The organism is Paenibacillus agaridevorans, assembly GCF_003112455.1.
Classification (GTDB): Bacteria; Bacillota; Bacilli; order Paenibacillales; family Paenibacillaceae; genus Pristimantibacillus; species Pristimantibacillus agaridevorans.
Window position 1 is genome coordinate 24,760 of record NZ_BDQX01000098.1, and the last position, 21,509, is coordinate 46,268.

At 48.3% G+C, this 21,509-nt stretch carries 21 protein-coding genes; 5 read left to right on the forward strand and 16 right to left on the reverse strand.

Annotation, left to right across the window (positions count from 1 at the left end):
- Nucleotides 1-203: 203 nt before the first annotated feature.
- Both PAT3040_RS10110 and PAT3040_RS10115 read left to right on the forward strand, forming a co-directional pair.
- Nucleotides 204-869, forward strand: a complete 666-nt coding sequence (locus tag PAT3040_RS10110; protein ID WP_108992522.1) for a YjgB family protein — start codon at nt 204-206, stop codon at nt 867-869.
- A gap of 86 nt (nt 870-955) precedes the next feature.
- Entirely contained in the window at nt 956-1,399 is a 444-nt protein-coding gene (locus PAT3040_RS10115) for a CBS domain-containing protein (RefSeq protein WP_108992650.1), read from the forward strand.
- A gap of 61 nt (nt 1,400-1,460) precedes the next feature.
- Here the strand turns inward: PAT3040_RS10115 and PAT3040_RS10120 are convergent, their stop codons facing one another.
- A complete protein-coding gene (locus tag PAT3040_RS10120; protein WP_108992523.1) occupies nt 1,461-2,990 on the reverse strand; it encodes a glycine betaine uptake BCCT transporter in 1,530 nt (509 codons plus the stop codon).
- Between the two features lie 157 nt (nt 2,991-3,147).
- Between PAT3040_RS10120 and PAT3040_RS10125 the strand changes: the two genes are divergently transcribed.
- Nucleotides 3,148-4,995: a stalk domain-containing protein gene (locus PAT3040_RS10125; RefSeq protein ID WP_181376539.1), complete on the forward strand. Its 1,848-nt coding sequence runs from the start codon at nt 3,148-3,150 to the stop codon at nt 4,993-4,995.
- 57 nt (nt 4,996-5,052) lie between these two features.
- On the opposite strand, the gene PAT3040_RS10130 is transcribed toward PAT3040_RS10125, so the two are convergent.
- Nucleotides 5,053-5,577: a cyclase family protein gene (locus PAT3040_RS10130; RefSeq protein WP_108992525.1), complete on the reverse strand. Its 525-nt coding sequence runs from the start codon at nt 5,575-5,577 to the stop codon at nt 5,053-5,055.
- A gap of 139 nt (nt 5,578-5,716) precedes the next feature.
- Here PAT3040_RS10130 and PAT3040_RS10135 point away from each other — a divergent pair, with 139 nt between their 5' ends.
- On the forward strand, nt 5,717-6,499 hold the full coding sequence (locus tag PAT3040_RS10135) for an SDR family oxidoreductase (RefSeq protein WP_108992526.1): 783 nt from the start codon (nt 5,717-5,719) through the stop codon (nt 6,497-6,499).
- A gap of 80 nt (nt 6,500-6,579) precedes the next feature.
- Here the strand turns inward: PAT3040_RS10135 and PAT3040_RS10140 are convergent, their stop codons facing one another.
- Both PAT3040_RS10140 and PAT3040_RS10145 read right to left on the reverse strand, forming a co-directional pair.
- Complete coding sequence (locus PAT3040_RS10140) at nt 6,580-7,125, reverse strand: hypothetical protein (RefSeq protein WP_108992527.1); 546 nt, start codon at nt 7,123-7,125, stop codon at nt 6,580-6,582.
- A gap of 32 nt (nt 7,126-7,157) precedes the next feature.
- Nucleotides 7,158-8,372 carry a GNAT family N-acetyltransferase gene (locus PAT3040_RS10145; protein WP_087568590.1) on the reverse strand — a complete coding sequence of 405 codons (1,215 nt, stop codon included), beginning with the start codon at nt 8,370-8,372 and terminating at the stop codon, nt 7,158-7,160.
- Between the two features lie 167 nt (nt 8,373-8,539).
- On the opposite strand from PAT3040_RS10145, the gene PAT3040_RS10150 reads away from it, so the two are divergent.
- Complete coding sequence (locus tag PAT3040_RS10150) at nt 8,540-8,830, forward strand: DivIVA domain-containing protein (protein WP_108992528.1); 291 nt, start codon at nt 8,540-8,542, stop codon at nt 8,828-8,830.
- Nucleotides 8,831-8,881: 51 nt separating this feature from the next.
- Here the strand turns inward: PAT3040_RS10150 and PAT3040_RS10155 are convergent, their stop codons facing one another.
- The 12 genes from PAT3040_RS10155 to PAT3040_RS10210 form a co-directional block, all read right to left on the reverse strand.
- The gene (locus PAT3040_RS10155) at nt 8,882-10,315 is read right to left on the reverse strand and encodes a DHA2 family efflux MFS transporter permease subunit (protein ID WP_108992529.1); all 1,434 of its coding nucleotides are present in this window, start codon (nt 10,313-10,315) and stop codon (nt 8,882-8,884) included.
- A gap of 178 nt (nt 10,316-10,493) precedes the next feature.
- A complete protein-coding gene (locus tag PAT3040_RS10160) occupies nt 10,494-11,633 on the reverse strand; it encodes a toxic anion resistance protein (RefSeq protein ID WP_108992530.1) in 1,140 nt (379 codons plus the stop codon).
- 29 nt (nt 11,634-11,662) lie between these two features.
- Entirely contained in the window at nt 11,663-13,351 is a 1,689-nt protein-coding gene (locus tag PAT3040_RS10165) for a vWA domain-containing protein (RefSeq protein ID WP_108992531.1), read from the reverse strand.
- 13 nt (nt 13,352-13,364) lie between these two features.
- Nucleotides 13,365-14,099 (reverse strand): hypothetical protein, encoded by a 735-nt coding sequence (locus PAT3040_RS10170; protein ID WP_108992532.1) that lies wholly within the window; start codon nt 14,097-14,099, stop codon nt 13,365-13,367.
- A gap of 313 nt (nt 14,100-14,412) precedes the next feature.
- Nucleotides 14,413-15,219: an EcsC family protein gene (locus PAT3040_RS10175; RefSeq protein WP_108992533.1), complete on the reverse strand. Its 807-nt coding sequence runs from the start codon at nt 15,217-15,219 to the stop codon at nt 14,413-14,415.
- Nucleotides 15,220-15,294: 75 nt separating this feature from the next.
- A complete protein-coding gene (locus tag PAT3040_RS10180; protein ID WP_373863936.1) occupies nt 15,295-16,188 on the reverse strand; it encodes a helix-turn-helix domain-containing protein in 894 nt (297 codons plus the stop codon).
- A 122-nt stretch (nt 16,189-16,310) separates the two neighbouring features.
- Nucleotides 16,311-17,021: an FAD-dependent oxidoreductase gene (locus PAT3040_RS10185; RefSeq protein WP_108992534.1), complete on the reverse strand. Its 711-nt coding sequence runs from the start codon at nt 17,019-17,021 to the stop codon at nt 16,311-16,313.
- A 33-nt stretch (nt 17,022-17,054) separates the two neighbouring features.
- A complete protein-coding gene (locus PAT3040_RS10190; protein WP_108992535.1) occupies nt 17,055-19,310 on the reverse strand; it encodes an ATP-binding cassette domain-containing protein in 2,256 nt (751 codons plus the stop codon).
- A 37-nt stretch (nt 19,311-19,347) separates the two neighbouring features.
- Nucleotides 19,348-19,743, reverse strand: a complete 396-nt coding sequence (locus PAT3040_RS10195) for an SRPBCC family protein (protein ID WP_108992536.1) — start codon at nt 19,741-19,743, stop codon at nt 19,348-19,350.
- On the reverse strand, nt 19,740-20,069 hold the full coding sequence (locus tag PAT3040_RS10200) for an ArsR/SmtB family transcription factor (RefSeq protein ID WP_108992537.1): 330 nt from the start codon (nt 20,067-20,069) through the stop codon (nt 19,740-19,742). Before PAT3040_RS10200 ends, PAT3040_RS10195 begins: the two co-directional genes overlap by 4 nt.
- A 196-nt stretch (nt 20,070-20,265) precedes the next feature.
- Nucleotides 20,266-20,655 (reverse strand): VOC family protein, encoded by a 390-nt coding sequence (locus PAT3040_RS10205; protein WP_108992538.1) that lies wholly within the window; start codon nt 20,653-20,655, stop codon nt 20,266-20,268.
- Between the two features lie 272 nt (nt 20,656-20,927).
- Nucleotides 20,928-21,458 carry a type 1 glutamine amidotransferase domain-containing protein gene (locus PAT3040_RS10210; RefSeq protein ID WP_306299327.1) on the reverse strand — a complete coding sequence of 177 codons (531 nt, stop codon included), beginning with the start codon at nt 21,456-21,458 and terminating at the stop codon, nt 20,928-20,930.
- Nucleotides 21,459-21,509: the final 51 nt, after the last annotated feature.

The following is a 21,509-nucleotide window of genomic DNA, read 5'->3' on the forward strand; positions in this document are numbered from 1 at the left end:
TTAGCCATGCCCATTTGTTTCTGAAGCTGCTGTGAAGGTAGGTTTTTCATTAATATTGATTCAACTCTTCAATTTATGGTTATCGGACTCAGGAGGCCCTATTTGCCCGTTTCGTGCAACCTTAGGGCGACATGGCTCGTCTGTTACACCATATTTCGAGCAACAGACAACATGCAGAGACAGACAAAGGAGTGTGGATCCTAATGAATATGAAACCCTGGCTTTACGCAGCAGCTTTGGCTGGCGCACTAACGATGACGGCTTGCGCTAATGGCGGCGATAACGGGAACGTCTCTTCACAGTCCCCTACTGCCACCGCAACCGCTCAACCCTCCCTGGAAAGCACATCACCCCCCATTACGACGACTCCGGGAGCTACGGCCACCGAACAGCCGACTAAGCCCAGCGCGCAGCCCCAGCAAGACGGTTCTGCCGCAACCGCGGACAAGCTGATCGAAATCCGGAAGCTGGCAAGAGAAGGACGCGTGCCGGGCCTGTCCTATACGGTTCATACCTCTCTGATCGACGACATCGAGAAGGATTGGGGCGAAGCAGACCGCACCGACTCGGCGGGCAAAGGGATTTACGCCACGTATGAAAGCCATCATGCTGCATTCGGCTACAATAAGGGAAGCGTAGTTTTCGACGTGCGTTCCTATGCCGACGACCTAAAGGATCTCTCGCTTCGCGATATCGAGCAAACGCTTGGCAAAGCGGATTCCGTTACGGAGAATGGCGACGACGATATCTACGTGTATCAAGTTAACGAACAATACGAACTGAAATTCGTCATTCCGGCCAGCAAGGAGCGGGTCGATCATATATCCGTGTTCTCGCAGAAAGATGCCCATAATAATATGGCGGGATAAAATCCCTTATTCGGAAGCACCCTATCGGAGTGTGGCTGTCTACGGATCATGTTGCCACGTTACGAATACGAAAGGTGTTGAAGGAATTGAAACAAGTGAAAGATCTCATGTCCACGAATTGCAAAACGGTTACGCTCCAGGATAACGTTTACGAGGTTGCGGTCATAATGGCCCAAAACGATGTAGGATTCGTACCCGTTGTGGAAACCCATGACTCAGCCAAGCTTATTGGCGCAATTACGGACCGCGACCTGGTCGTTCGGGGATACGCGCAAAAGAAACAGGGTTCCAGTTCGGTCAGCGAAGTGATGAGCGATGCGCTGGTAACGGTATCCTCTACGACGGATGCCGAGGAAGCCGCGGATATTATGGCCGCTCATCAAATCCGCCGCCTGCCGGTCGTCGACGACGGACGACTCGTCGGCGTCATCTCGCTAGGCGATCTCGCGCTGGGCAACACGACTAGCAGAGACGCCGGTCAAGCGCTTAGCGAGATTTCCGAGCACGAGAATCAGAACGCGGTGCACTAAAAAAATTCCCATCCAGGCCGAAGCGGGCCGGATGGGATTTTTATTACCGATTGGCGTTCTGTCAAAGCTCCTTTTCCAGTAGCTGCTTTAATCTTCGGCGCTGCTGCTTCTCCTTCATGCGTCGTTCTTTATCTTCCGCCTGAAGAGCTTTCAGCAAGGAAAAGCAGATGCCGATGATAATAAATGCAAACGGCAAAGCGACTACAATGGAAGCCGTCTGAAGTCCGGCCAAGCCTCCGCTGATCAGGAGCGTCACCGCAATGGCAGATTGCAGAACTCCCCAGGCGATCTTTACTTTATTGCCTGGATTTAGATCGCCGTCCGTCGTAAACATCCCCATCACAAATGTCGCCGAGTCGGCCGACGTAATAAAAAAAATCATAATTAAAACCGTAGCGACTACGGACATGATCATACCGAGAGGCAGGTTCTCCAAAGTGAGAAACAGCGCTGTGGTCGTATTCTCCGTAACGCTCTCCGCCAGTTGCGCCCCATCGAATAATTCCTGATGAAGTCCCGTTCCGCCAAAAACGGAAAACCAAATAAAACCAAAAAGACTGGGGAGCATCATGACAAAGATGACAAACTCCTTGATCGTTCTTCCCCTCGATACCCTGGCGATGAAAGTACCGACGAATGGCGCCCATGCTATCCACCAAGCCCAATAAAACAACGTCCAGGTGCCTACCCACGTTCCTTTGGAAAACGGAGTCATTCGAAGGCTCATATTGATCAAATTTTGAAGATAGCTGCCTAGTGTGGTCGTAAACGTTTCGAAAATAAACGCAGTCGGGCCTGTCATCCATACAAAAAGCATCAGCAAAACGGCGATAACCAGATTCGTGTTGCTCAATAATTGGATGCCTTTATTTAAACCCGAGACGGCGGATATAAGAAACAACACGGTCACGATGACAATAATCATAATTTGGGTCCAGACCGTAAGGGGCACACCAAACAGATGAAGGAGCCCGCCATTAATTTGCAATGCACCCAGGCCTAGAGAGGTGGCGACGCCAAATACAGTCGCTATAACCGCCAATATGTCAATGGCTTTGCCAATCCCTCCGTTCACTAGCCGTTCGCCAAGAAGCGGGATAAACGCGGAGCTGATCAATCCCTTATAGCCTTTGCGGAATTGGAAATAAGCGAGAGCAAGCGCAATAATGGTATAGATGGCCCATGGATGAAGACCCCAGTGAAAAAACGAATACCGCATCGCCAGCCTCGCAGCATCCGCAGTCCCTCCTTCCGCGCCCTCCGGCGGCGACAAGTAATGAGAGAGCGGTTCGGCCACGCCCCAAAATACCAGTCCAATCCCCATGCCTGCACTAAACAACATCGATAGCCAGGACAGGGTCGAATATTCCGGCTCGTCGTCGTCATCTCCAAGTCGAATATGACCGAATCGGCTAAATGCCAGATAAATCGCAAAGACCAGAAAAAACAACGTAGCAATCAAATAAAACCATCCGAAATTGCTTATCGAGAAATTGTATGCCCATCCGGAAACGGATGCCAGTTGCTCCGGAGCAATTGCGCCCCATATAGCAAACAGAGCTACAATGATGATCGAGACGGCTAATACCATGTAATGTCCCCCACTTTTAATCAGATCTGCATGGATTCCAATCATCCACAGTATGTGCAGACCGTACAAATTCCAACCCTCTCCAAAAACAAGAAACTTTTCCGCTGTTGAAAGCGTTATACTATTAAATCTATACATAAGAAAGAGAGGTTTCGTAATGAAAAGAAAGAAAGTTAAGCAACGCGGCAGCTTGGTAGTAACCAGCATGGCGGTTCTTGCGTTAACCGTATCGACTCTTGGCCCAGTTCCCGTCCGTGCAGAGGAAGTAGCAACTACCCAGTTGCCGCCCTCGTTGATCGAGCAGCTTGAGCAATGGAAAAAAGGCGTCTACGTTGAGTTCCGCAATCTGCGCATTGGGTTAAGCGAGCAGCCAAGGCTGAAAGACGGCATCATGATGGTTCCGGCACGAGAGCTGCTGATCGGCCTCGGCTACACCTTATCCTGGAACGCTTCCGATCGCTCGCTGCATGCCACGAAACCGGACCAGTCGCGCCCCGAGCTTTTGTTCCGCGATGGCAGATCCGAGTTGCAGGCTGGCGGCAAGTCCGTCGCTGGAGGCACAGCTTCTTTTATTGACGATGGCAAGCTATGGATACCGCTTCGCGCGACTGCCCAATCCATTGGCTTAAAAGTGGAATGGGTTCCTCAAAATCGACTTGCCGTAGTCTCGGATCCGTTGGCTACTCCCCAGTTTAGAATCATGACGCTGATTCCGGGGCAAGAAGTCGAAACACCGTCGGTTCTGCTGGAACAGCTAAAAAAGGCTGCGAAAGCAGATGCGGAGATCACCTGGGTAGGCCCTGACCATTACAGACAGAAGTCCATGGTCATGATCGCAGCTGGCGATATGCCTTCTATCATGTTGTTCGATCATCCGTATTTTATCCCCAATGATATTACGGAGAGCATTACGGTTAACCCTGGCCCTTATTTGGACGATTATCCGACTTTGAAGAAGCTTGCGGAAGAAGGTCCCGGGTCACGATATCTCAATGGAGATCCCTATTTCATACCGCGTCTGAGCGACCCCCATCATGCGTCCTTCCCGGCTATCCGCAAGGATTGGCTGGACAAGCTGGGGCTTATCGTTCCTTCGACAATGGATGAGCTGTACGAGGTTATGAAAGCTTTCACGAATTACGACCCGGATGGAAACGGCAAAAATGATACCTATGGTCTTACTGGCGCCATGTTCGGAGAACAATCGATCGCTTGGGTCGAGCATGTTTTTACCGGCAGACCGGAACGTTTCTCGATCAAGAACGGACAGGTTATCGACCATGCGGTATCCGAGGAAGAAACGAAGGCGCTGCAGTGGCTGGCCAAAGCGTATCAAGAGGGACTTGTGGATCCTGAATTCGCGGTACTGGGATCACAGCAAGTGATCGAACGTTTAGAGAATGATACCGCTGGTCTTGCTTCCCTTACGATTGAGCAAGCGGCGGAGCAAAGCGAAGACGATGCCGTTTGGGTACCGCTCGGGTCCCTCAAAGCCGACTCCTCCAGTGCATCGATTGCGCCTTGGAATTCGGCAGGCAACGGCTCCTACATCATTACGGCAATGGCCAAAGAAGATCCCGACCTCCTTCTTCAATGGCTGAACTATGGCATAGAGACGACTTTAAAAGGCGGTTGGAGCAAGCTAGAAGGATGGAGCGCCGCTGATCAGGCAGCCGTCAACAGCTTGTTCGGACAGCCGGATTTGCTCCAACATAATCCCACGCTCGATGCCTTGCCGGAGAAGGTGCTCGATCAGTATAAAGCTTCCGTGGAGCAATGGCGGAAAGTATCGTACGAGGATAGCGCCTTCCCGGAAGCCGAGCTGCTGTGGAGCCAGGGCAAATATATCGAGCTTCGCGACGAGTTGAACATGAACAAAACAAAAGTCATTATGGGAGCCATTAGTATTGACGAATGGAAAACCTACCAGCAAAAGCTCGTCGCGACGGACAGTTATCGCGCAATGATGAAAGAACTAAACGAACTGCTTAAAGCTCGACTATAGATCCGGCAATGAAAAAGAACGGCAGAGCAGGATAATTCCTGATGCCGTTCTTTTTTCTCATTCGTACACAACCGCAACGGCTCTAACGGGAGAACCATCGCCGGAGACAAGGCGCAGAGGAAATCCGTAAAACATAAAATCCGTTCCGACAGGAAGGCGTTCCATACTCTGCAGCCCCGTATACGTCACAATATTAATGCCTAATAACGCCCGCTCCAGATCTTCCGACAGATCACCGCCGACAAATGGCGGCAGCAGGGCAGCGAGACGATCAAAGCAATCCATACCAACGGAATCGTTGAAAAACAGTCCCCGTCCTTCCGGCCAATTCGTTTCTTCGAGCCTTACTAAACGCGAGGGTCCAAAAAATCGCTCCAAGGGCAGATCGTCCAATGTTGCGGCACCGGGATGCATATGAGAAGGCGCGTCCATATGGGTTCCCGTATGACTGCCCATCGAAAGCTGCCGTAATTCCCAAGAGTGGCTCTCGAAAGTATGAGTTATCTTTACGTTGACCTCCGGGTCGCCGGGATAGACGTCCATTCCATCCACGATCGGCATCGACAAATCAATGACTTTCAACCAGGTGTCCCCTCTCTTATTTTTTAATATACCCAAGCTAAATTTAGCTCAATCGACATCCTTCTCTTGCTTGTCCATCCATTACGCTATATGATTTTACTGATGATTGGAGATTTTTTCTAAAGGAGCTGTTACAAGCATGCAATTGGGATTGCAAGGAAAACGTGCCATCGTTACTGGAGGCAGCAAAGGAATCGGCTTCGCTACAGCGATGCTGCTTGCTTCGGAAGGCGCCCAGGTCGCTCTCATTGCCCGGGGCCTGGAGTCGCTGGAGAATGCTGCAGAGCAGATCGCTGCGAAGACGGGTACGAAGCCCCTCGTTATTCAAGGCGATGTGTCGCGACAAGAAGATGTCAATCGCGCCGTTGCTGTCGCGGCCGAGCAATTTGGAGGCATCGATATCCTCGTTAATAATGCAGGCGCAATGGCGGGCAAAACTTTCGAGCAGGTAGATACTGCATCCTGGTCTGCGGATTTGGACCTTAAGTTATTTGGCGCCATACATTGCTCGCAGGCTGTGCTGCCGTATCTGCGCCAGTCTGGGGATGGAGCGATCGTCAACGTTGTGGCTATCGGCGGCAAAACGCCTTCCAGTTCGTCACTGCCCAGTTCGGTCAGCCGTGCATCCGGATTGGCTTTAACGAAAGCGATGAGCAAGGATTTGGCCGCAGGCAACATTCGAGTGAACGCGGTATGCATCGGAGCCATCCAAAGCGACCAGATTGAACGGGTTTGGCAGGCAACCGCCCCAGAATTGTCCTGGGACGAATATGCTGTCCTTCCCAAGCATAACATCCCTCTCGGCAGAATCGGCCGCGCGGAAGAAGCGGCGAATGTGATCGTATTTCTCGTCTCGGCCGCGGCTTCCTACATAACCGGCACGGCTATTAATATAGACGGCGGCATGTCACCGGTTCTGTAACTATAACTATCATCGATAAAAGCCACTTTACACGTCTTAACGAGACAATTAAAGTGGCTTTCCCATAACGTCCAAGCAAGTCAGCAGTTTTCTTCGACCTCCCACCGATGTCTATATTTCGTGAGTTTAGGATGAGCGTCAGGCGGCGGTTCGCTTATAATTAAACGGATTTTTCCGATCCACTCCTCGAAGGAATGGAAGGAAGCGAAGGCATTCGCCATTGCCGGCGAGACATACAGGAATATCGGTTGCGTATATACATCCATCAAATGCCGCAGCGCCGCTTCGATCGGGGTATACTTCTTGCGTTTCCCTTCCCAATTCTCAACGGTTATGTTCCCACTGTCCTCCCGCTCCTCCCGCTCCTGCCGCCAATCAAATAAATACTGCTCCCGCTTGTAGTAGGGTTCGATCGGCCGCTTCCAGATTCGTCGGGCGGTCTCTTCGTGCAGCGGATACAAGACAAGCTTAGTAAACGAGCGTAAAGTTGCCAATGAAGCAGCCCGCTCCAATTGCCTATCCGAAATATCCTGGAAAGTATCGTAAAACACCAATGTTCCCTTTCCCGTACGCGTGTCCAAGCGTTCCTCGTAACCAAAAGGCACTTTGTTAATGCCGCGATCCATCCAATCCCTCCATTTATCCTTTAACCTTCCACTTAGAAGAAATCCGAGAAATAAGGCGTTTGTTGCTCGATGGCGTCTTCTAATAGATCAAGCGTCTCGGGAGAACAAGCGATACGGCCAATCCTATGCAAATATTCGGGCCGTTTGTAGCCAAGCAGCATCGTCGTCATGGTCTGAATATTGATGCTGTCTTCGTTCCGACGATTCTGGCTTCGCGAGATCGTACCTTTGCCTTCCGGCGTAATTTGCAGTGTAAACGTTCCTTGATTCCAGGACAACAATGGATCTTCTAAAGTGAAGGTCCATTCCCTGATGATGTTGGCTGGTTTAAATGGATACTTCGAAATAAATTGTTCGACGTCCACGATCCGGGCCATATAATAAGGCGAGATCGATTCTTTAATATCGGCATCTTCCAGCAAAAAGGAAAGCTGCTCATCCATATGAATGTTGCCTACGACTTTGGATATCATGGAAAAATGAGCGCTAATAAAGTTCCAAAGACCGCTGCGAGCTTCTTCGTGAATAAAAATCATGTCTTTGACATGAAAAACCTCTTCTTCGATCCAATATAGAATATAACCGTCAGGCTGTCCTTCTTCGCCATAATAGACGGCGGCGGTCAAATCATCGGAATCCCAGCGCCAGTATTCACTCCAGGCTAGTTCTTTGCGAAGCATCGCGCCATGCGTCTGCATCGAATATCGTTCATAAGCCCTTTTTACGTCTTCGCTTTCCGGTTCTATACGAGCGACGTCGCCAGGGACGGGTTTATTTTTGGGCAGTTGGTAATCTTGCACCTCGAATACGATTTTATCGGAGACGATCTCCCACCCTTTGCGGCGATAATAGGGAATCGAGTAAGGGTACAGGTACGAAATCGATTGTTTTTTTTCTCGCATATTGGTGAGAGCCTGCAAGAGCAGCTTATTCATTAATCCTTGTCCGGAATATTCCGGGAAGGTGCCTACCCCGGTCACGCCGCCCATGGCATAAGTTTGATTAAACACCCGAACTTCGAATGGGTAGGTAGATACTTGAGAAATCAGCTTGTCATTGTCGAACCAGCCCAAAACGTCCGCTTGTTGCAATATGGGGGATTTGGCATGGACGATCTCCTCTTCCTTCCAGCCTGACTTGTACAGATCATTGCGGGTTACCTGAAATACATAGCGCAATAACTGATTATATTGTTCCAGATGCGATACATCCACTTTTTTCATTTTCAAATTTCGTTTGCGACTCATTTCGATTCATCTCCTATTTCTAAACAGGAATACTTTGGTTCAGTATATTATAGCGTATTTCTTTAGAATGCCCATAGTTTGGGTAATCATGACGAATGTGCTCTTGCAAAAGTCTGATGGTATAATGAGTTGTAGTTCATACAAATTATAGTAATGGAGGAAGTGGCATGAGCCGTATACGTAGTATTAAAGAGCAGTTCGGACTTCACTTTACCCCTTTGGACATTCACAACAAGGAATTTTCCGTCAAATATAGAGGATATGACAAGGACGAAGTGGACGAGTTTCTGGATATGATCATTAAAGACTATGAAAAATTGTCGGCCGAATTCGCGAAGCTGCAAGAGCAACAAAACATCGGAGATAATCATCAAGATGTAACTCGATCCGAATTCACTAATCTGAAAGAGAGAGTTATCAAGATGGAGGGAATGCTCAATCGCGCGGGTATTTATTAATTCCTTAAATGAAAAAAGAGGAGCCTGATGGCTCCCCCTCCCCTATCGTAATTAATGCATGGAATGCATGGTGGAATGACTGACTAAGACACGGCGTATAGTAAGCGCAATCCCAAGACTGATCAAAGTAACGACGAATGTAAAGGTAAAGACATGTTGTGCTCCCTGCATCATCGCATTCGCAAGTTCCGTCGGCAATGTCGGCGAAGCGGAATTGTGCAGATACTTCTCGCTTCCGCCCGACAGAAGGCTTATGGCAACTGCAGTGCCAATCGCTCCCGCGACTTGCTGCAGCGTATTCATCACGGCCGTACCGTGCGGATATAATTCAGGCGGCAGCTGGTTTAACCCATTTGTCTGCGCGGGCATCCACACCATCGAAATACCTACCATCAATCCGATATGCAATGCGATGATAAAAGCTACGGAAGAGGTTATCGTCAGTGTCGTAAAGAACCAGACGGTGACGGACACGACTATAAAACCCGGGATAACCAGCCACTTCGGGCCGTACTTATCGAACAAACGCCCCATTCTCGGCGACAATATGCCATTTAGCGCGCTGCCCGGGAGCAGCATGAGACCCGTCACGAGAGCGGACAGTCCCAAACCTTTCTGCAGGAACATCGGCAATATGATCATGCTCGACAAAATAATCATCATACACGCCAAGACCATTAACAGACCAACGATAAACATAGGGTGTTTAAACACGCGCAAATTCATCATCGGTTCTTTCATCGTAATCTGTCGGATCACGAACAATGCAAGCGCGACTAGGCCAACGGCAATGGAAATGATGACGACCGGATTGCTCCAGCCTTCCGTTCCCTCGCCCGCATTGCTAAAGCCGAATACGACTCCGCCGAAACCAATCGTCGACAACACAATAGAGTATATATCGATCCGCGGCTTGGACACTTCCGTCACGTTTTCCAGATACTTCAGACCAACCAGTAAACCAACAATCAAAAATGGCAGCGAGAACCAGAAAATATAATGCCAAGTTAAATACTCAATTAATAACCCTGCTACTGTCGGTCCTGTCGCTGGCGCGAACATAATGACAAGTCCGACAAAACCCATAGCTGCTCCACGCTTCTCAGGCGGATAGACGACCAGGATGGTATTAAACATAAGGGGAAGCAATAACCCCATACCAAATGCCTGCATGACGCGGGCTGCCATCAACATTTCGAAATTTACCGCGAGTGCCGCTATGACTGTACCGACAATGGAACTCGCAAGCGATCCGATAAATAGCTGCCTGGTCGTGAAACGTTGCAGCAATAGTCCACTCATCGGCATTAAGATGCCAAGCGTTAACAGAAATCCAGTCGTTAACCATTGAGCGGTTGCGGCCGATATCTGGAACACGTCCATCAAATTACTGATCGCGATGTTAAGTGCCGTCTCGCTAAACATGCCTACGAAACCGCAGATTAACAGCGATGCCATAATGGCGCGTGTATTGTACTTCTTCATATCATTCACTTCTCCCAATCTGTGTAGTTAATCATGCGCGATGATGACAGTCTTGCCTCCTCCATTTTAGGGCTGAATTCTATTCTACACGCTTTTGCCTTCGATTCAATAGCGAAAATCGATTTAAAAAGAAAAAAACCGCGATAAACGCGGTTTGAAGCAATCGTATATCATTTCTTTATAGTCCAACTGCATTGCCGCGTTCAAGCCGAACAATTTGCTGCTCTCCTGCTTCCGCTAATTGGCGGAATTCTTCGATGCTCGCTCTCATGCGGGGGAGCGCATCCTGCTTGTATTGACTAATCGCTTCCATTGCGGCAAAGGTGTCGGCGAAGGCCTGCTTCAGTGAGTCCACCGAGATGCTCGAATCAATGGCTCCTTTATGAATTTCCGTCCCTTGCGTGTTCAACATTCTTGCCGTGTTTTCGATAAAAGTATTCGTTGTCGCGTACAAAGCGTTAAGCTGATCCAGCACGATTTTTTGGTTTGCGAGAGCGCTGGCGACGGTTGCCGCAACCCGCAAAGCCGATACGGTAACCGTGTTGGCACGATCAACGCCACGGATGAGTTCTTTGTTGTTCCGAATAATAATTTCGAATGCCATGTAACCTTGTTGGTTGACGGCCATCATGGATTGCATATCCATCGTACGCTGACGAAGCGGGAACAACACTTCTTCGATGATAAATCTGATTTTTTCCGGATCCTCGCTGCGCAGCTTTGCTGCTTCAATCTGAGCCTCGATCGCTTCGTCCATAAAGGCAGCCAGTTGAATTTCCTTCTCCAGTTTCTTCGTTAGATCCCGCAGCGCATGTTGTTCGATCATGAGCGTCGTATTATCGTCTTTTAAGCCGGCTTTGCCTTTCTCGAGTAATTGAACAATCTTCGCGATGACGGCGTCCGCCTTTTCAAACTTCTGGAAATAAGCCCGTAACGGATTAAACAGCTTCCCGAAAAGACCCTTCTTTAAAAAATCAATGCCGCTTGGATCCAGATCCTTCATATACATATGAAGTTCGCCAAGCCCTTTGGCTACAACTCCGCCCTCTTCGCCCGACTTGGACAGACTTCCCAAAGACACTTGCAGCAACGCGTTTTTGGATGAGGAGGTTTTCATGGTATCATATCCGAATTGCTCCACGGACGTAAGAATGGATTTTCGTTTCTCCAGCGAGTCCATGTCGATCGACATAATGGCCTTTACATTCTGGTCGGCTTGTTCCTTTAGTTGTTCGACTTCCTTCGGGATGGGTTTAATCTGTTCCTCAACGATTTCTTTAAGCTCTTCAGCACTTGATACCTGCATGGAAAATGTCATTGAAATTCCTCCCTTAATCTATCGTTGGATTACATTTGAACATTAAACAGGTTGCTGATTTTATACACGACATCGTCCGTATCGGCATTGATGCTTGCTGCTTCGTTAATGCTGGATATGCTTTGAAGGGCTTGAATATCCGCGTTGTATCCGATGGTATAGATCGGGATTTTGTAGCCTTCGATTAGACCGCGAATATCCTTTAAGGAATGGCCCTCGTTGGTTTCGCCGTCGCTAAGCACAAAGATGAGCGGCTTCACATCAGGGTTGGCGGCCATATAATCCTGCAGCATCTTGATCGCCACGACGACGCCATCGAATGTCGCGGTTCCGCCGCTTGCTTGAAGACTGTTAACGGTTCCGACGAACAAGGACTGCTGATTCGTGTCATATCGCGCGATCGGCAGGTTGATCGTTACATCACTGGAGTAAGAGACCAGTCCGATCATGTTGTCTTTGCCTAAATATTTCTGGCCTTGCGTTAATGACTCTTTTAAACGATTAAGCGCCTCGCCATCCATGCTTCCCGATACATCCGTTACGAATACTGCCGCTATCGGTTTAGCGCCGTTTTTCTTCTCCTTCCACACCTTTTGCGCCGCGCTTAATGTAGGACCGTCGAGTGGCTCAAGCTCGGCTTTATAATCATCAAGGCCGTTAAAACCTCTTTCTTTTGCATGGACTTGATATTTTTCGCCGGTTACAAAGGTGGTGAAGGCTTTGAGAATTTCCTTCTTCTCGTTCGAAATGTCGCCAAGCGCGTAGAGCGGGCTGTCATGCCTGACACCAAAAGGCGTAAAGACATATTCATTTTTGAGATCGCCGGGCGTGTTAACGAAAGTCTGATACTCCAGTACGAATCCATCCAACATGCCGGAAGTCGCTGCATCGCGCATTTGAATGGTCGTCGAAGCGATAAAAGGGACATTGACCTGGAATTGCTCAAAACCTTTTACAGCCTCACTGCTTAACGGATTTCCGTTATCGAAGGTTTTCAGAGCTGTAACGAGAAAATTGAGGCCCGTCGAGCTGGCGAATGGATCTGTATATCCCATAGCAAATTCATTATTGGCGATCGCTTCCGTCACGGTTTTTACATTGATCGCGCCGTAGCTATTAACGAGCTCATCATGTTTCGCCTTTGCAATAACGATACCAGGCACATTGCCTACCAGTCTGCTCGAAATGAGCTCTGTCTTCACCCCTGCCGCTTTCACCATCTCTCCCCACAGTTCGTTGGAAGGCGTAAAGGCATCGGGTATGTATTTACCGGATTTGATATAATCGGTTGCGGTACCGGAAGCAATATTCCTGATCATAACGGATACGGGCTTCCCATTAATGGACGGATTAGACGAGTTAAAATCAGATGCAGCGTCGCTTAGCCAACCGTCTGTACCGGTACCGCCCTTTTCTGTCGATGAGAAAATCTCTACATATAAGTCCGTAGTATTCGTCACTGTTATTGGAAACTTCGATATTTCCGGCAACGATTCCGCAACGTCCACGGGATTTATATCGATCTGGCCTTTCACGGGTTCGGCAGTGTTGACAGATATTTTGGAGTATAGCTTTTCCAGACGTTTGCCCGCATCTTCGGCCGACACCTCGGCATCGGATTTCCCCAAGTTGGAGGTTAACGTAATCCCCGCGTACACAGCAATAAAAACAATGATAATTAAAGAACTAGCTATAAGGAAAAACTTGCCCTTATTCATGTAGTCATCTCCTTTATGATTTATATAATCTGGTTTGTTTAATTAACGTATCGATCTCTTGCATGCATGGCATGGTCTCCATGTCTTTAAGCTCCACCGTATCCAGACGCGACACTTCAAGGATCAGTTTGTCGAGCTTCAGCAATATCTCTTCATTGGTTTCAAGAGAGCTTCGAATAAAAAACAGATATTCACGGAAAACCTCTTTTTTTCTCAGTTGGACCTGCGAGGAGGAAGCGGCATTTTGAGTCATGACCCGGTTATATTCTCTTTCGTCAAAAATATGAAGATGCGTTAGGATACCGCGAATATTGGTGAAAAATAGATTTTCGACATTCTTTGTGGTGTCGGCAAACTTGACGAAACTAAGACCTCCAGGCACAAATCTTTGATTCAGCACATTAAGAAGAGTGTCGTGGCGTTTCTTGATTCTGTCGATTTGGTGGAGGGCCAAGCTCACGTCGTTCTCGACAGCCTTTACTTTTTGAAACTGCTTCAAAGCGATTTCGAATTCTTCGGGCGTATGAACTTCAAGAATTGGAATACGCGCTTCTTTCTTGAAAAGCAGCGTATAGCTGCTGTATAAAATGATTGCAGCGCTGCCAGCTAACGTGGCTGCGGCAGTTGCGCTTTTTAGCGCATTCTCTCCAAAACCAATGGCTAAAAGTCCTGGGGATAAGATGGCAATATCAATGAGGATGACCGTCATTACAATGAATGTTAATCTTATAATTTTTTTTGCATCCACTCCGGCAGCCTCTCCTTTCTGTCAATAAATTTGGAACTCTAACATTTGATAATAAGTGTAGTACGGTAGATTTTTCATTTAGACTCAAATTCCTAAGCAGCAATCATTCTAGAACAGCGGAAAGTATCTGTATTCGTAACCTCTGCCGAACCTTTTTTTGTTCCTTCGGAACCAAATTATACCTTTCGTACCTGTTGGTTTCAATGATTTTATTTAAAACCGGATGCCATTTCCAGACAAAAAAAGGCCCGATTCCCTTTACATCAGGAATTCGGGCAGTTGCAAGCAAACTTTCGGTTCGCCATCAAGACGCCTAAATAGTTTTTAATTTCTCAAGAATTCGCCGCTTTCGATACATCATTTTGCCTGTTTCGCTGACATCCATAAGCGTGGATCGATTTAAATATGCGCCGAACAAGATGCCTGCGATGGGAATCATCTGGAACAGCTTTTTCCAGCCAAAGTTGTCTCTATATGTGAGCATGACCTCGCGCCAGCCTTGAAGTTGAGACATAACCTGCCCGCTTCTCTCTTCCGAATGGAAGGCTGAAAGCTCTTCGAGAATCGCCTTTTTGCCGACGATATCGGAGGAGGAGAACTGCATGCATTTTACGATGAAAATACGTTCCGACTTTTCGTTGGGGTCATAGCCATAGCTGAGCGCAACCTCCTGGAGCGCTTTGAGCGAGATGCCGAGCAACAGCGGAATATCGATAGCGATCGTGAAGATGCCTCCGATGCCTGTCGTTGCGCCCTGCACGGTCGCAATCTTGCTGCTTGTAGCGATTACGCGATCAGCCGTTTCATCCATTGTACGCAGAGGCAGCTTGCCGATCCGATCCAGGGCCGATGCTTCGCCTTGCTCTTCGTCCGGAAAAAACTTGCGATACATCTGTTCCTTGCTGATCAGATAACGACCGCCGTTCTGAATATAGCTGCCGAGCTCGTCCAGCGCTGTACCTATTTTGTCCTGTATGAACTTCGGCGTTATTCGGTCTAGAATGGCAAAGGGCAGCCGTCCTAGCTTCTCCCAGAAGAACAGTCCCTTCTGATCATTTTCCCACGTTTCGATTTTCTTTAATTCCAACTTCAAGGCTTCCGCGGTTTCTATATTTGTCATCCCTAAAGCAATACCTCGCTTCGATAAGTGATTTAGACCTTACATACTGCTCGAAGCGCTTCAACGTTTCATTTTTTATTCCTCGAACGACAAATTTTGCGGCTCGTCCCGCAATTCTCCGCCGATCTGCATATTCGTGCTTGGCGTTCGTTCATCCACGATGTCGAAGGCAAAATTGTCCATCCATACTTTCCCTTGACCGGTAAGCAGAACGCCGAACGAAATAGACGCACTGTCCGATGGCACATCGAGCACGATGGAGTACAAGTTCCAAGATGCTGTACCTTGAATCGGCCGGTCGCTCATATTGTCGAATTGCATCGTATCCCCCGCCGCGTTGTCGATTCTCATCCATAACCCGGCAAATGCTGAAACCTTCTCGGCCTGGATAAAAGCAGACAGCTTTATTCTTTTTCCTTTGTAGTTGTCGGATCTGAATTGCTGCATAATCGTCGCGAATTGCGTCTCTGATGTTGCGGATACCGATTTTAAATAACCGGATACCTTTCCCATATGGACAGTCTCCCGATCCATGCCTATCTCATAGAGGGACGGGTCGGCCCCGCTCAGAATCCACCCTTTAACATGGTTATTATCGTTCATCTTCTTATTCTCCTCTCGTTGATCTTGCGTGTAAAGCACGCTCTCCATCAGTTTGCGGTAACGTCCGGGCGGCATGCCGTATTCCTTCTTGAACGCGCGTGTAAATGCTTCCTGCGATTCAAATCTGCTTCGGAACGCGATCTGGATGATGTCCTCCGAGGTATAGAGGAGAAGCGCCGAAGCACTGGCTAGTCTGCGTGACCGGCTATAGTCCCTTACGCTTGCGCCAACTTGCTCCAGAAAAATGCGGTGAAAATGATATTTGGAGAAACCTGCGGCGGCCGCCACCTGCTCGAGCGTCAGCTCTTCCTCCAGATGCGTTTCGATATAATCTAAAGCTTGATAAATCATGGGATGGTATTTCACGTGATCACCTCTTGCAGACAACAATAACATAAATGTGCGGAGCTATTTTTGATCAGAATTGCGAATGTAATGGAATGCCCATAAATGACAACAAAAAACCGCGAAAATCGCGGTTTTTTTACTTACGAGTAGCCCCAGAAGGCATCCTTTTTAATATTTCCTTTGGCCACATCAAGCTGCTTTAACTTTTCGGTATGCAAGTCGACGAACGACTTCGGTCCGGCTATATAATACCTGCCGTTTACCTTATGAGAGGCTGCAAACCTGCCAATCTCCTGCTGCAAGTCGTCCCTGGAGTCCAGATACGTAATCCGGAACGACATTTTGTTTGCAAGGTCATCAAGCTCATCCTTGAAGATATAGGACTTATTGGTGTCCGTGTATACAAGATGGATATGGCTGGCGTCTTTGTTACCTTCAGCATCCAATTGCTTGAGGATGGAACGAAACGGAGTAATTCCGATCCCGCCGGCGATCAACAGCGAAGGATTGTTATCCGTCAAAGTAAACGCGCCGACAGGACCGCTCATTTTGACCGTCATGCCTTTTTTCAATTCGGACATCGCCGTCTTGAATTCGCTTGGATTTTCGCCGACGCGCGTCGTCAGTCTAATGACATTTTCTGAAGGCGCCGATGCAATACTGAAAGGTTTTGTTCCGTTCTTGATTTTTTTATGATTAGGAGTGAACAATCCATATTGACCGGCATTCCAGGTCAGATCCTTCGGTTTCTCGAATAAGAAGGAATAGACTTGGCGATCCTCCTGGAGGCTCTCCAAGAACACTAATTCTTTTTTATTAAATATGGCGAACATATCTTTGAAGAAACTCAATTCTTCCACATCCCCTTAAGTGAGCTTTACGACTTACGTCAAATATTTACCCGTGATCGATTTCTCCGCTTGAACGATCGCCATAGGCGTACCCTCGAATACCACCTGACCGCCCTTGCTGCCTCCATCCGGTCCCATGTCGATAATCCAGTCCGCTTGGCTGATGACATCGAGATTATGTTCGATGACGATGACCGTATTGCCACTGTCTACTAGACGGTTCATGATCGCCATAAGATGGCCGATATCGGACATATGCAGTCCTGTCGTCGGTTCATCCATTACATAGATGCTCCCCTTCTTGTGCAGCTCGCTCGCCAATTTGATCCGCTGACACTCTCCGCCGGACAATGTGCTGAGCGGCTGACCAAGAGTAATGTAGCTCAGACCTACGTCGCTCATCGCTTGAAGCTTGCGGACGACTTCTTTCAGCTGGAAAAATTCCAATGCCTGCTCGACAGTCATCATCAACACTTCAGCGATCGACTTGCCATTCAACTTGTATTCGAGCACCTCTTCCTTGAACCGATTGCCGCCGCATACATCGCATGGCAGTTTCACGCTGTCAAGGAAAGCAAGGTCTGTGTAGACAACGCCAAGTCCTTGGCAATTCTCGCAGGCTCCTTTGGAGTTGAAGCTGAACAAGCTCTGATTGACTTTATTCGCGGATGCGAACGCCTTGCGAACATCGTCCATAATGCCCGTATAAGTCGCGGGATTGGAGCGTGTCGACACGCCGACTGCCGATTGATCGATGACAATGGCATCCGGTTGCTGCTTCAGGAAGATTTCGTTGATCAATGTACTTTTGCCGGAGCCGGCAACTCCCGTCACGACCGTCAGAACACCGACAGGAATATCCACGCTCACGTTCTGCAAATTATGCAAGCTGGCATTTTTAATGGATAGCTTGCCGGAGTGCTCTCTGCACTCGTTCTTAAGCTGAAGCGGGTGCTTCATATGGTTGCCCGTAAGCGTACCCGACTCCAGGAGGCCGGAGTAGCTGCCTTCGTATACGATGTTCCCGCCGCGTCCGCCGGCATGGGGTCCAACATCGACAATATGATCCGCCACCTTGATGACATCGGGGTCATGCTCGACGACGATCACCGTGTTCCCCTTGTCGCGCAGCTTTTGCAGCAGCTCATTTAGACGGTGTACGTCTCGCGGATGCAGGCCAACGCTAGGCTCATCGAAGATGTAAGTCACATCGACCAGACTACCGCTCAGATGTTTGACCATCTTGACTCGTTGTGATTCGCCGCCTGATAATGTATCCGTCTCGCGGTCCAGCGTCAGGTAATCAAGTCCGATATCTACCAGATGCTGCAGCCTCTGAATCAGAGACTTTACGACCGGCGCCGCTACAGGATCGTCGATCTCCCGGATGACGCGGATCAATTGACCAACCTCCGTGGAGGACATTTCTGCGATGTTGAGGTCGTTGATCCTGCAGTTCAAAGCCGCTTGACTGAGTCTGGCGCCATGACAGCTGGTGCAAGGACCCTCGGAGATGAATGGCGAGACTGCTTTTTGCGTTCGTTCGGACATCGTCTTTAGATCGCGTTTAATATATTTGTTGGTGAACTTCTCAATGACTCCTTCTACAGTCAGGTTCATGGCTTTCCCGCCGAACATCACCTGAACTTTGCTAGCCTTCGCATAGAACAGCTGGTCCCGCTCTTCCTGCGAATAATCGCTCAGCTTCTTGTCGAGATCGAATGTTCCCCACTGAGGGATCATATTCCATTCCCATCCGTTAACCGCATAATCGGGCAGCAAAAGAGCTCCTTCATTAAGCGACTTGGACATATCCACCGCTTTGCTCATGTCCACGCCAAGTCTGCGTCCGAGTCCGCTGCAATCCGGACACATGCCTTGCGGGTCGTTGAAGGAGAACATATGAGCCCCGCCAACATGCGGCTGACCGACTCGGGAGAACAGCAAGCGAAGAATGGGCGAAATATCGGTTATCGTGCCCATCGTAGAATGGGAGCCGCCGCCGAGTCGCTTCTGGTCGACAATGACAGCCATACTCAGATTCTCAATGGCATCCGTATCCGGCTGCGGCACGCGCGGCAGGAAATTACGCACAAACATACTGAAATTTTCATTTAGCAAACGGGTAGATTCTGCGGCGATCGTATCAAAAACGATCGATGACTTGCCGGATCCCGATACGCCCGTAAAGATCGTGATCTTCTTTTTTGGGATGCGTAACGAAACATTGTTAAGATTATTTTCTCTTGCTCCCGAGATGACGATAAAATTATGATTATTTTCGCTCATTCATGACATCCTTCCGATCTTATTGTTGGCAAGCTTTTTACGCCAATACTTTATCCAGCTCGCCGCACCAATTCGTCCAGCCATGTCTAGCTCCTTCAAGCCCATGTACATTCGAGAATCCGGTTTGTTCCAGATGCAGGTTAACCTTCCCGTCTTCGATTTCCCGAAGCGTCCAGTTCACGGTATGCTTCTCTTCGCCGACAGCCCAAGAATAGGACAAGTGCGATGGCGGGTCCACGATCAATACTTCGCCATCAATAATGCCATCCCAGTACTCATTGGGTTTGGCGCGGAATTGGAATTGATGGCCCACTACAGGCTCGAAATCATTTTCCAACACCCATTTCGCCAATTTGTTGGAATCCGTTAATGCCGACCATAGCTTCTCAATCGAGGTCTTGTATTGAAAATCCAGCTCCAGCTTTAAACTCATTTGTCTTCCTCCTCTAGTAAGAAACCTAAACTTAGTAAATTGGCAGTCCAAAACTTGTTATAAAATGAAAGCCAATCTTGCACTTCTCTAAGCGGTGAAGGATTCAGCTTGAATCGTGTTTCTCTGCCAACCTTTCGATCCATAACAAGTCCTGCTTCTTTAAGTATGCTCAAATGTTTGGACACAGCTGTTCGGCCCATATTGAATTGCGTCGTCAATTCATGCAGCGGTATATCGTCTGTCTCGGCTAACAACCGAATAAGTTGGCGTCTGGTTGGATCTGCAATCGCGTCAAATACATCCCGCAACTGTTTGTGTTCGCTCACAACACCCTCTCCTAAGGAATGATATTTAGTTGTTAATTGGACACCATTTGGTGACTTTTTGATTATAGGACACCGTTCGGTGTCGTGTCAACTGCATGAAAAATGAAACAGCGATAGCCGAGAACGAGAAAATAAAGTCCTGGACTGTCGCAGTTTTTTAAATGCTGAAGTTTTTGGTTAGTTGTATATGTATGAATTACTCCGCTTGAAACAAATCAAATTGATTCCCGTACAAATCCTCAAAACCGACTCCTTTTCCTCCCGGAACTATGGCTGGTTCTCCGTGGAAAACGACACCACGTTCTTTCATTTCAAAGTAGTCGCCTTCGATATCATCTGTTTCAAACATGACCAGGACTTGGTTAGCGCTTTGTTTGCCTATCAATGCCAGTTGGTCTGATGTTTCCGCCTTTACCAGTTCAAATAACGTTTCATTGCTCTCTCTCGGAGCGACCGCCAGATATCGCGATCCCTGACCAAAATCCATATCCGAGATTACGACAAACCCAAGTCTTTCCGTATAAAATTGTTTGGCTTCTTCTTGATCTTTCACAAGAATCGTAAGTTGGGCCGCTTTAAGAATCATGTCACAGTCCCTTCCTTCTAATATTATTCATGCTCCAATTATAGCGCATACGTTCGTATCTAACTACCAAAAAAATCCCGATTCATCCTCTGCCTACGCTCTCTCTTCGTGAGTATGGTAACTTAGAGGCAGGGGGTTCTCGGTTAAAGTGATAAATTAAAGCTTGACTCTTTTAAAACAGACCCAGACATTAAACAGAGGACCCTAGTCGTTAGTTAATAACGACTATTGAGTCCTCTTTTTTATAATATGGGCTTTTGCGTTTTAAGCCGTTACCAGGCATTAACGCCGAGACGCTCGACCGTCTCCCGAATGAATGCCGGCTCGTCCTCCGGCACGCGAGAAGTGACGAGATTACGATCCACAACGACTTCGCGGTTAAGGTACTTCCCGCCTACCGCCTCGATCTCCGAAGAAATGCCGGGAAACGCCGTTAACGTTCGGCCTTCCAGCACACCTGCCGCAGCCAGTACTTGCGGTCCGTGACAGATCGCAGCAATGGTTTTCCCTTCCCGGTCGGCTTCTCGAACGAAACGATTGACATCTTCGTTATACATCAGATAACCTGGCGAACTGCCGCCCGGGATGATAATGGCATCGTAATCCGCCGCATGGGCATCTTTGATACCCAGATGCGTAGTATACGTCACCGTACCTTGTTTGCCTGTCAGCTCCTCTTGTGCCTCTAGTCCGATGATCACGGTCTCGTGACCGTTCTTAACCATCTCTTCGTAGGGATTAACCATCTCGGAATCCTCGAAATCCTTTGCAAGCAAAAATGCTACTTTTTTGGCTTCAGTCATCTTCATAGCTCCTCTCCAAATCATCGACATAAAGGTAATATACCCAATGAT

What these genes read in the sequence shown, in the direction of transcription:
- PAT3040_RS10145 (WP_087568590.1), bottom strand. Translation starts at nt 8,372, where the DNA reads ATGAGTCGCAAACGAAATTTGAAAATGAAAAAAGTGGATGTATCGCAT.
- PAT3040_RS10135 (WP_108992526.1), top strand. Translation starts at nt 5,717, where the DNA reads ATGCAATTGGGATTGCAAGGAAAACGTGCCATCGTTACTGGAGGCAGC.
- PAT3040_RS10175 (WP_108992533.1), bottom strand. Translation starts at nt 15,219, where the DNA reads ATGACAAATATAGAAACCGCGGAAGCCTTGAAGTTGGAATTAAAGAAA.
- PAT3040_RS10125 (WP_181376539.1), top strand. Translation starts at nt 3,148, where the DNA reads ATGAAAAGAAAGAAAGTTAAGCAACGCGGCAGCTTGGTAGTAACCAGC.
- PAT3040_RS10155 (WP_108992529.1), bottom strand. Translation starts at nt 10,315, where the DNA reads ATGAAGAAGTACAATACACGCGCCATTATGGCATCGCTGTTAATCTGC.
- PAT3040_RS10110 (WP_108992522.1), top strand. Translation starts at nt 204, where the DNA reads ATGAATATGAAACCCTGGCTTTACGCAGCAGCTTTGGCTGGCGCACTA.
- PAT3040_RS10195 (WP_108992536.1), bottom strand. Translation starts at nt 19,743, where the DNA reads ATGAGTTTAAAGCTGGAGCTGGATTTTCAATACAAGACCTCGATTGAG.
- PAT3040_RS10150 (WP_108992528.1), top strand. Translation starts at nt 8,540, where the DNA reads ATGAGCCGTATACGTAGTATTAAAGAGCAGTTCGGACTTCACTTTACC.
- PAT3040_RS10210 (WP_306299327.1), bottom strand. Translation starts at nt 21,458, where the DNA reads ATGACTGAAGCCAAAAAAGTAGCATTTTTGCTTGCAAAGGATTTCGAG.
- PAT3040_RS10160 (WP_108992530.1), bottom strand. Translation starts at nt 11,633, where the DNA reads ATGACATTTTCCATGCAGGTATCAAGTGCTGAAGAGCTTAAAGAAATC.
- PAT3040_RS10120 (WP_108992523.1), bottom strand. Translation starts at nt 2,990, where the DNA reads ATGGTATTAGCCGTCTCGATCATCATTGTAGCTCTGTTTGCTATATGG.
- PAT3040_RS10205 (WP_108992538.1), bottom strand. Translation starts at nt 20,655, where the DNA reads ATGATTCTTAAAGCGGCCCAACTTACGATTCTTGTGAAAGATCAAGAA.
- PAT3040_RS10140 (WP_108992527.1), bottom strand. Translation starts at nt 7,125, where the DNA reads ATGGATCGCGGCATTAACAAAGTGCCTTTTGGTTACGAGGAACGCTTG.
- PAT3040_RS10190 (WP_108992535.1), bottom strand. Translation starts at nt 19,310, where the DNA reads ATGAGCGAAAATAATCATAATTTTATCGTCATCTCGGGAGCAAGAGAA.
- PAT3040_RS10165 (WP_108992531.1), bottom strand. Translation starts at nt 13,351, where the DNA reads ATGAATAAGGGCAAGTTTTTCCTTATAGCTAGTTCTTTAATTATCATT.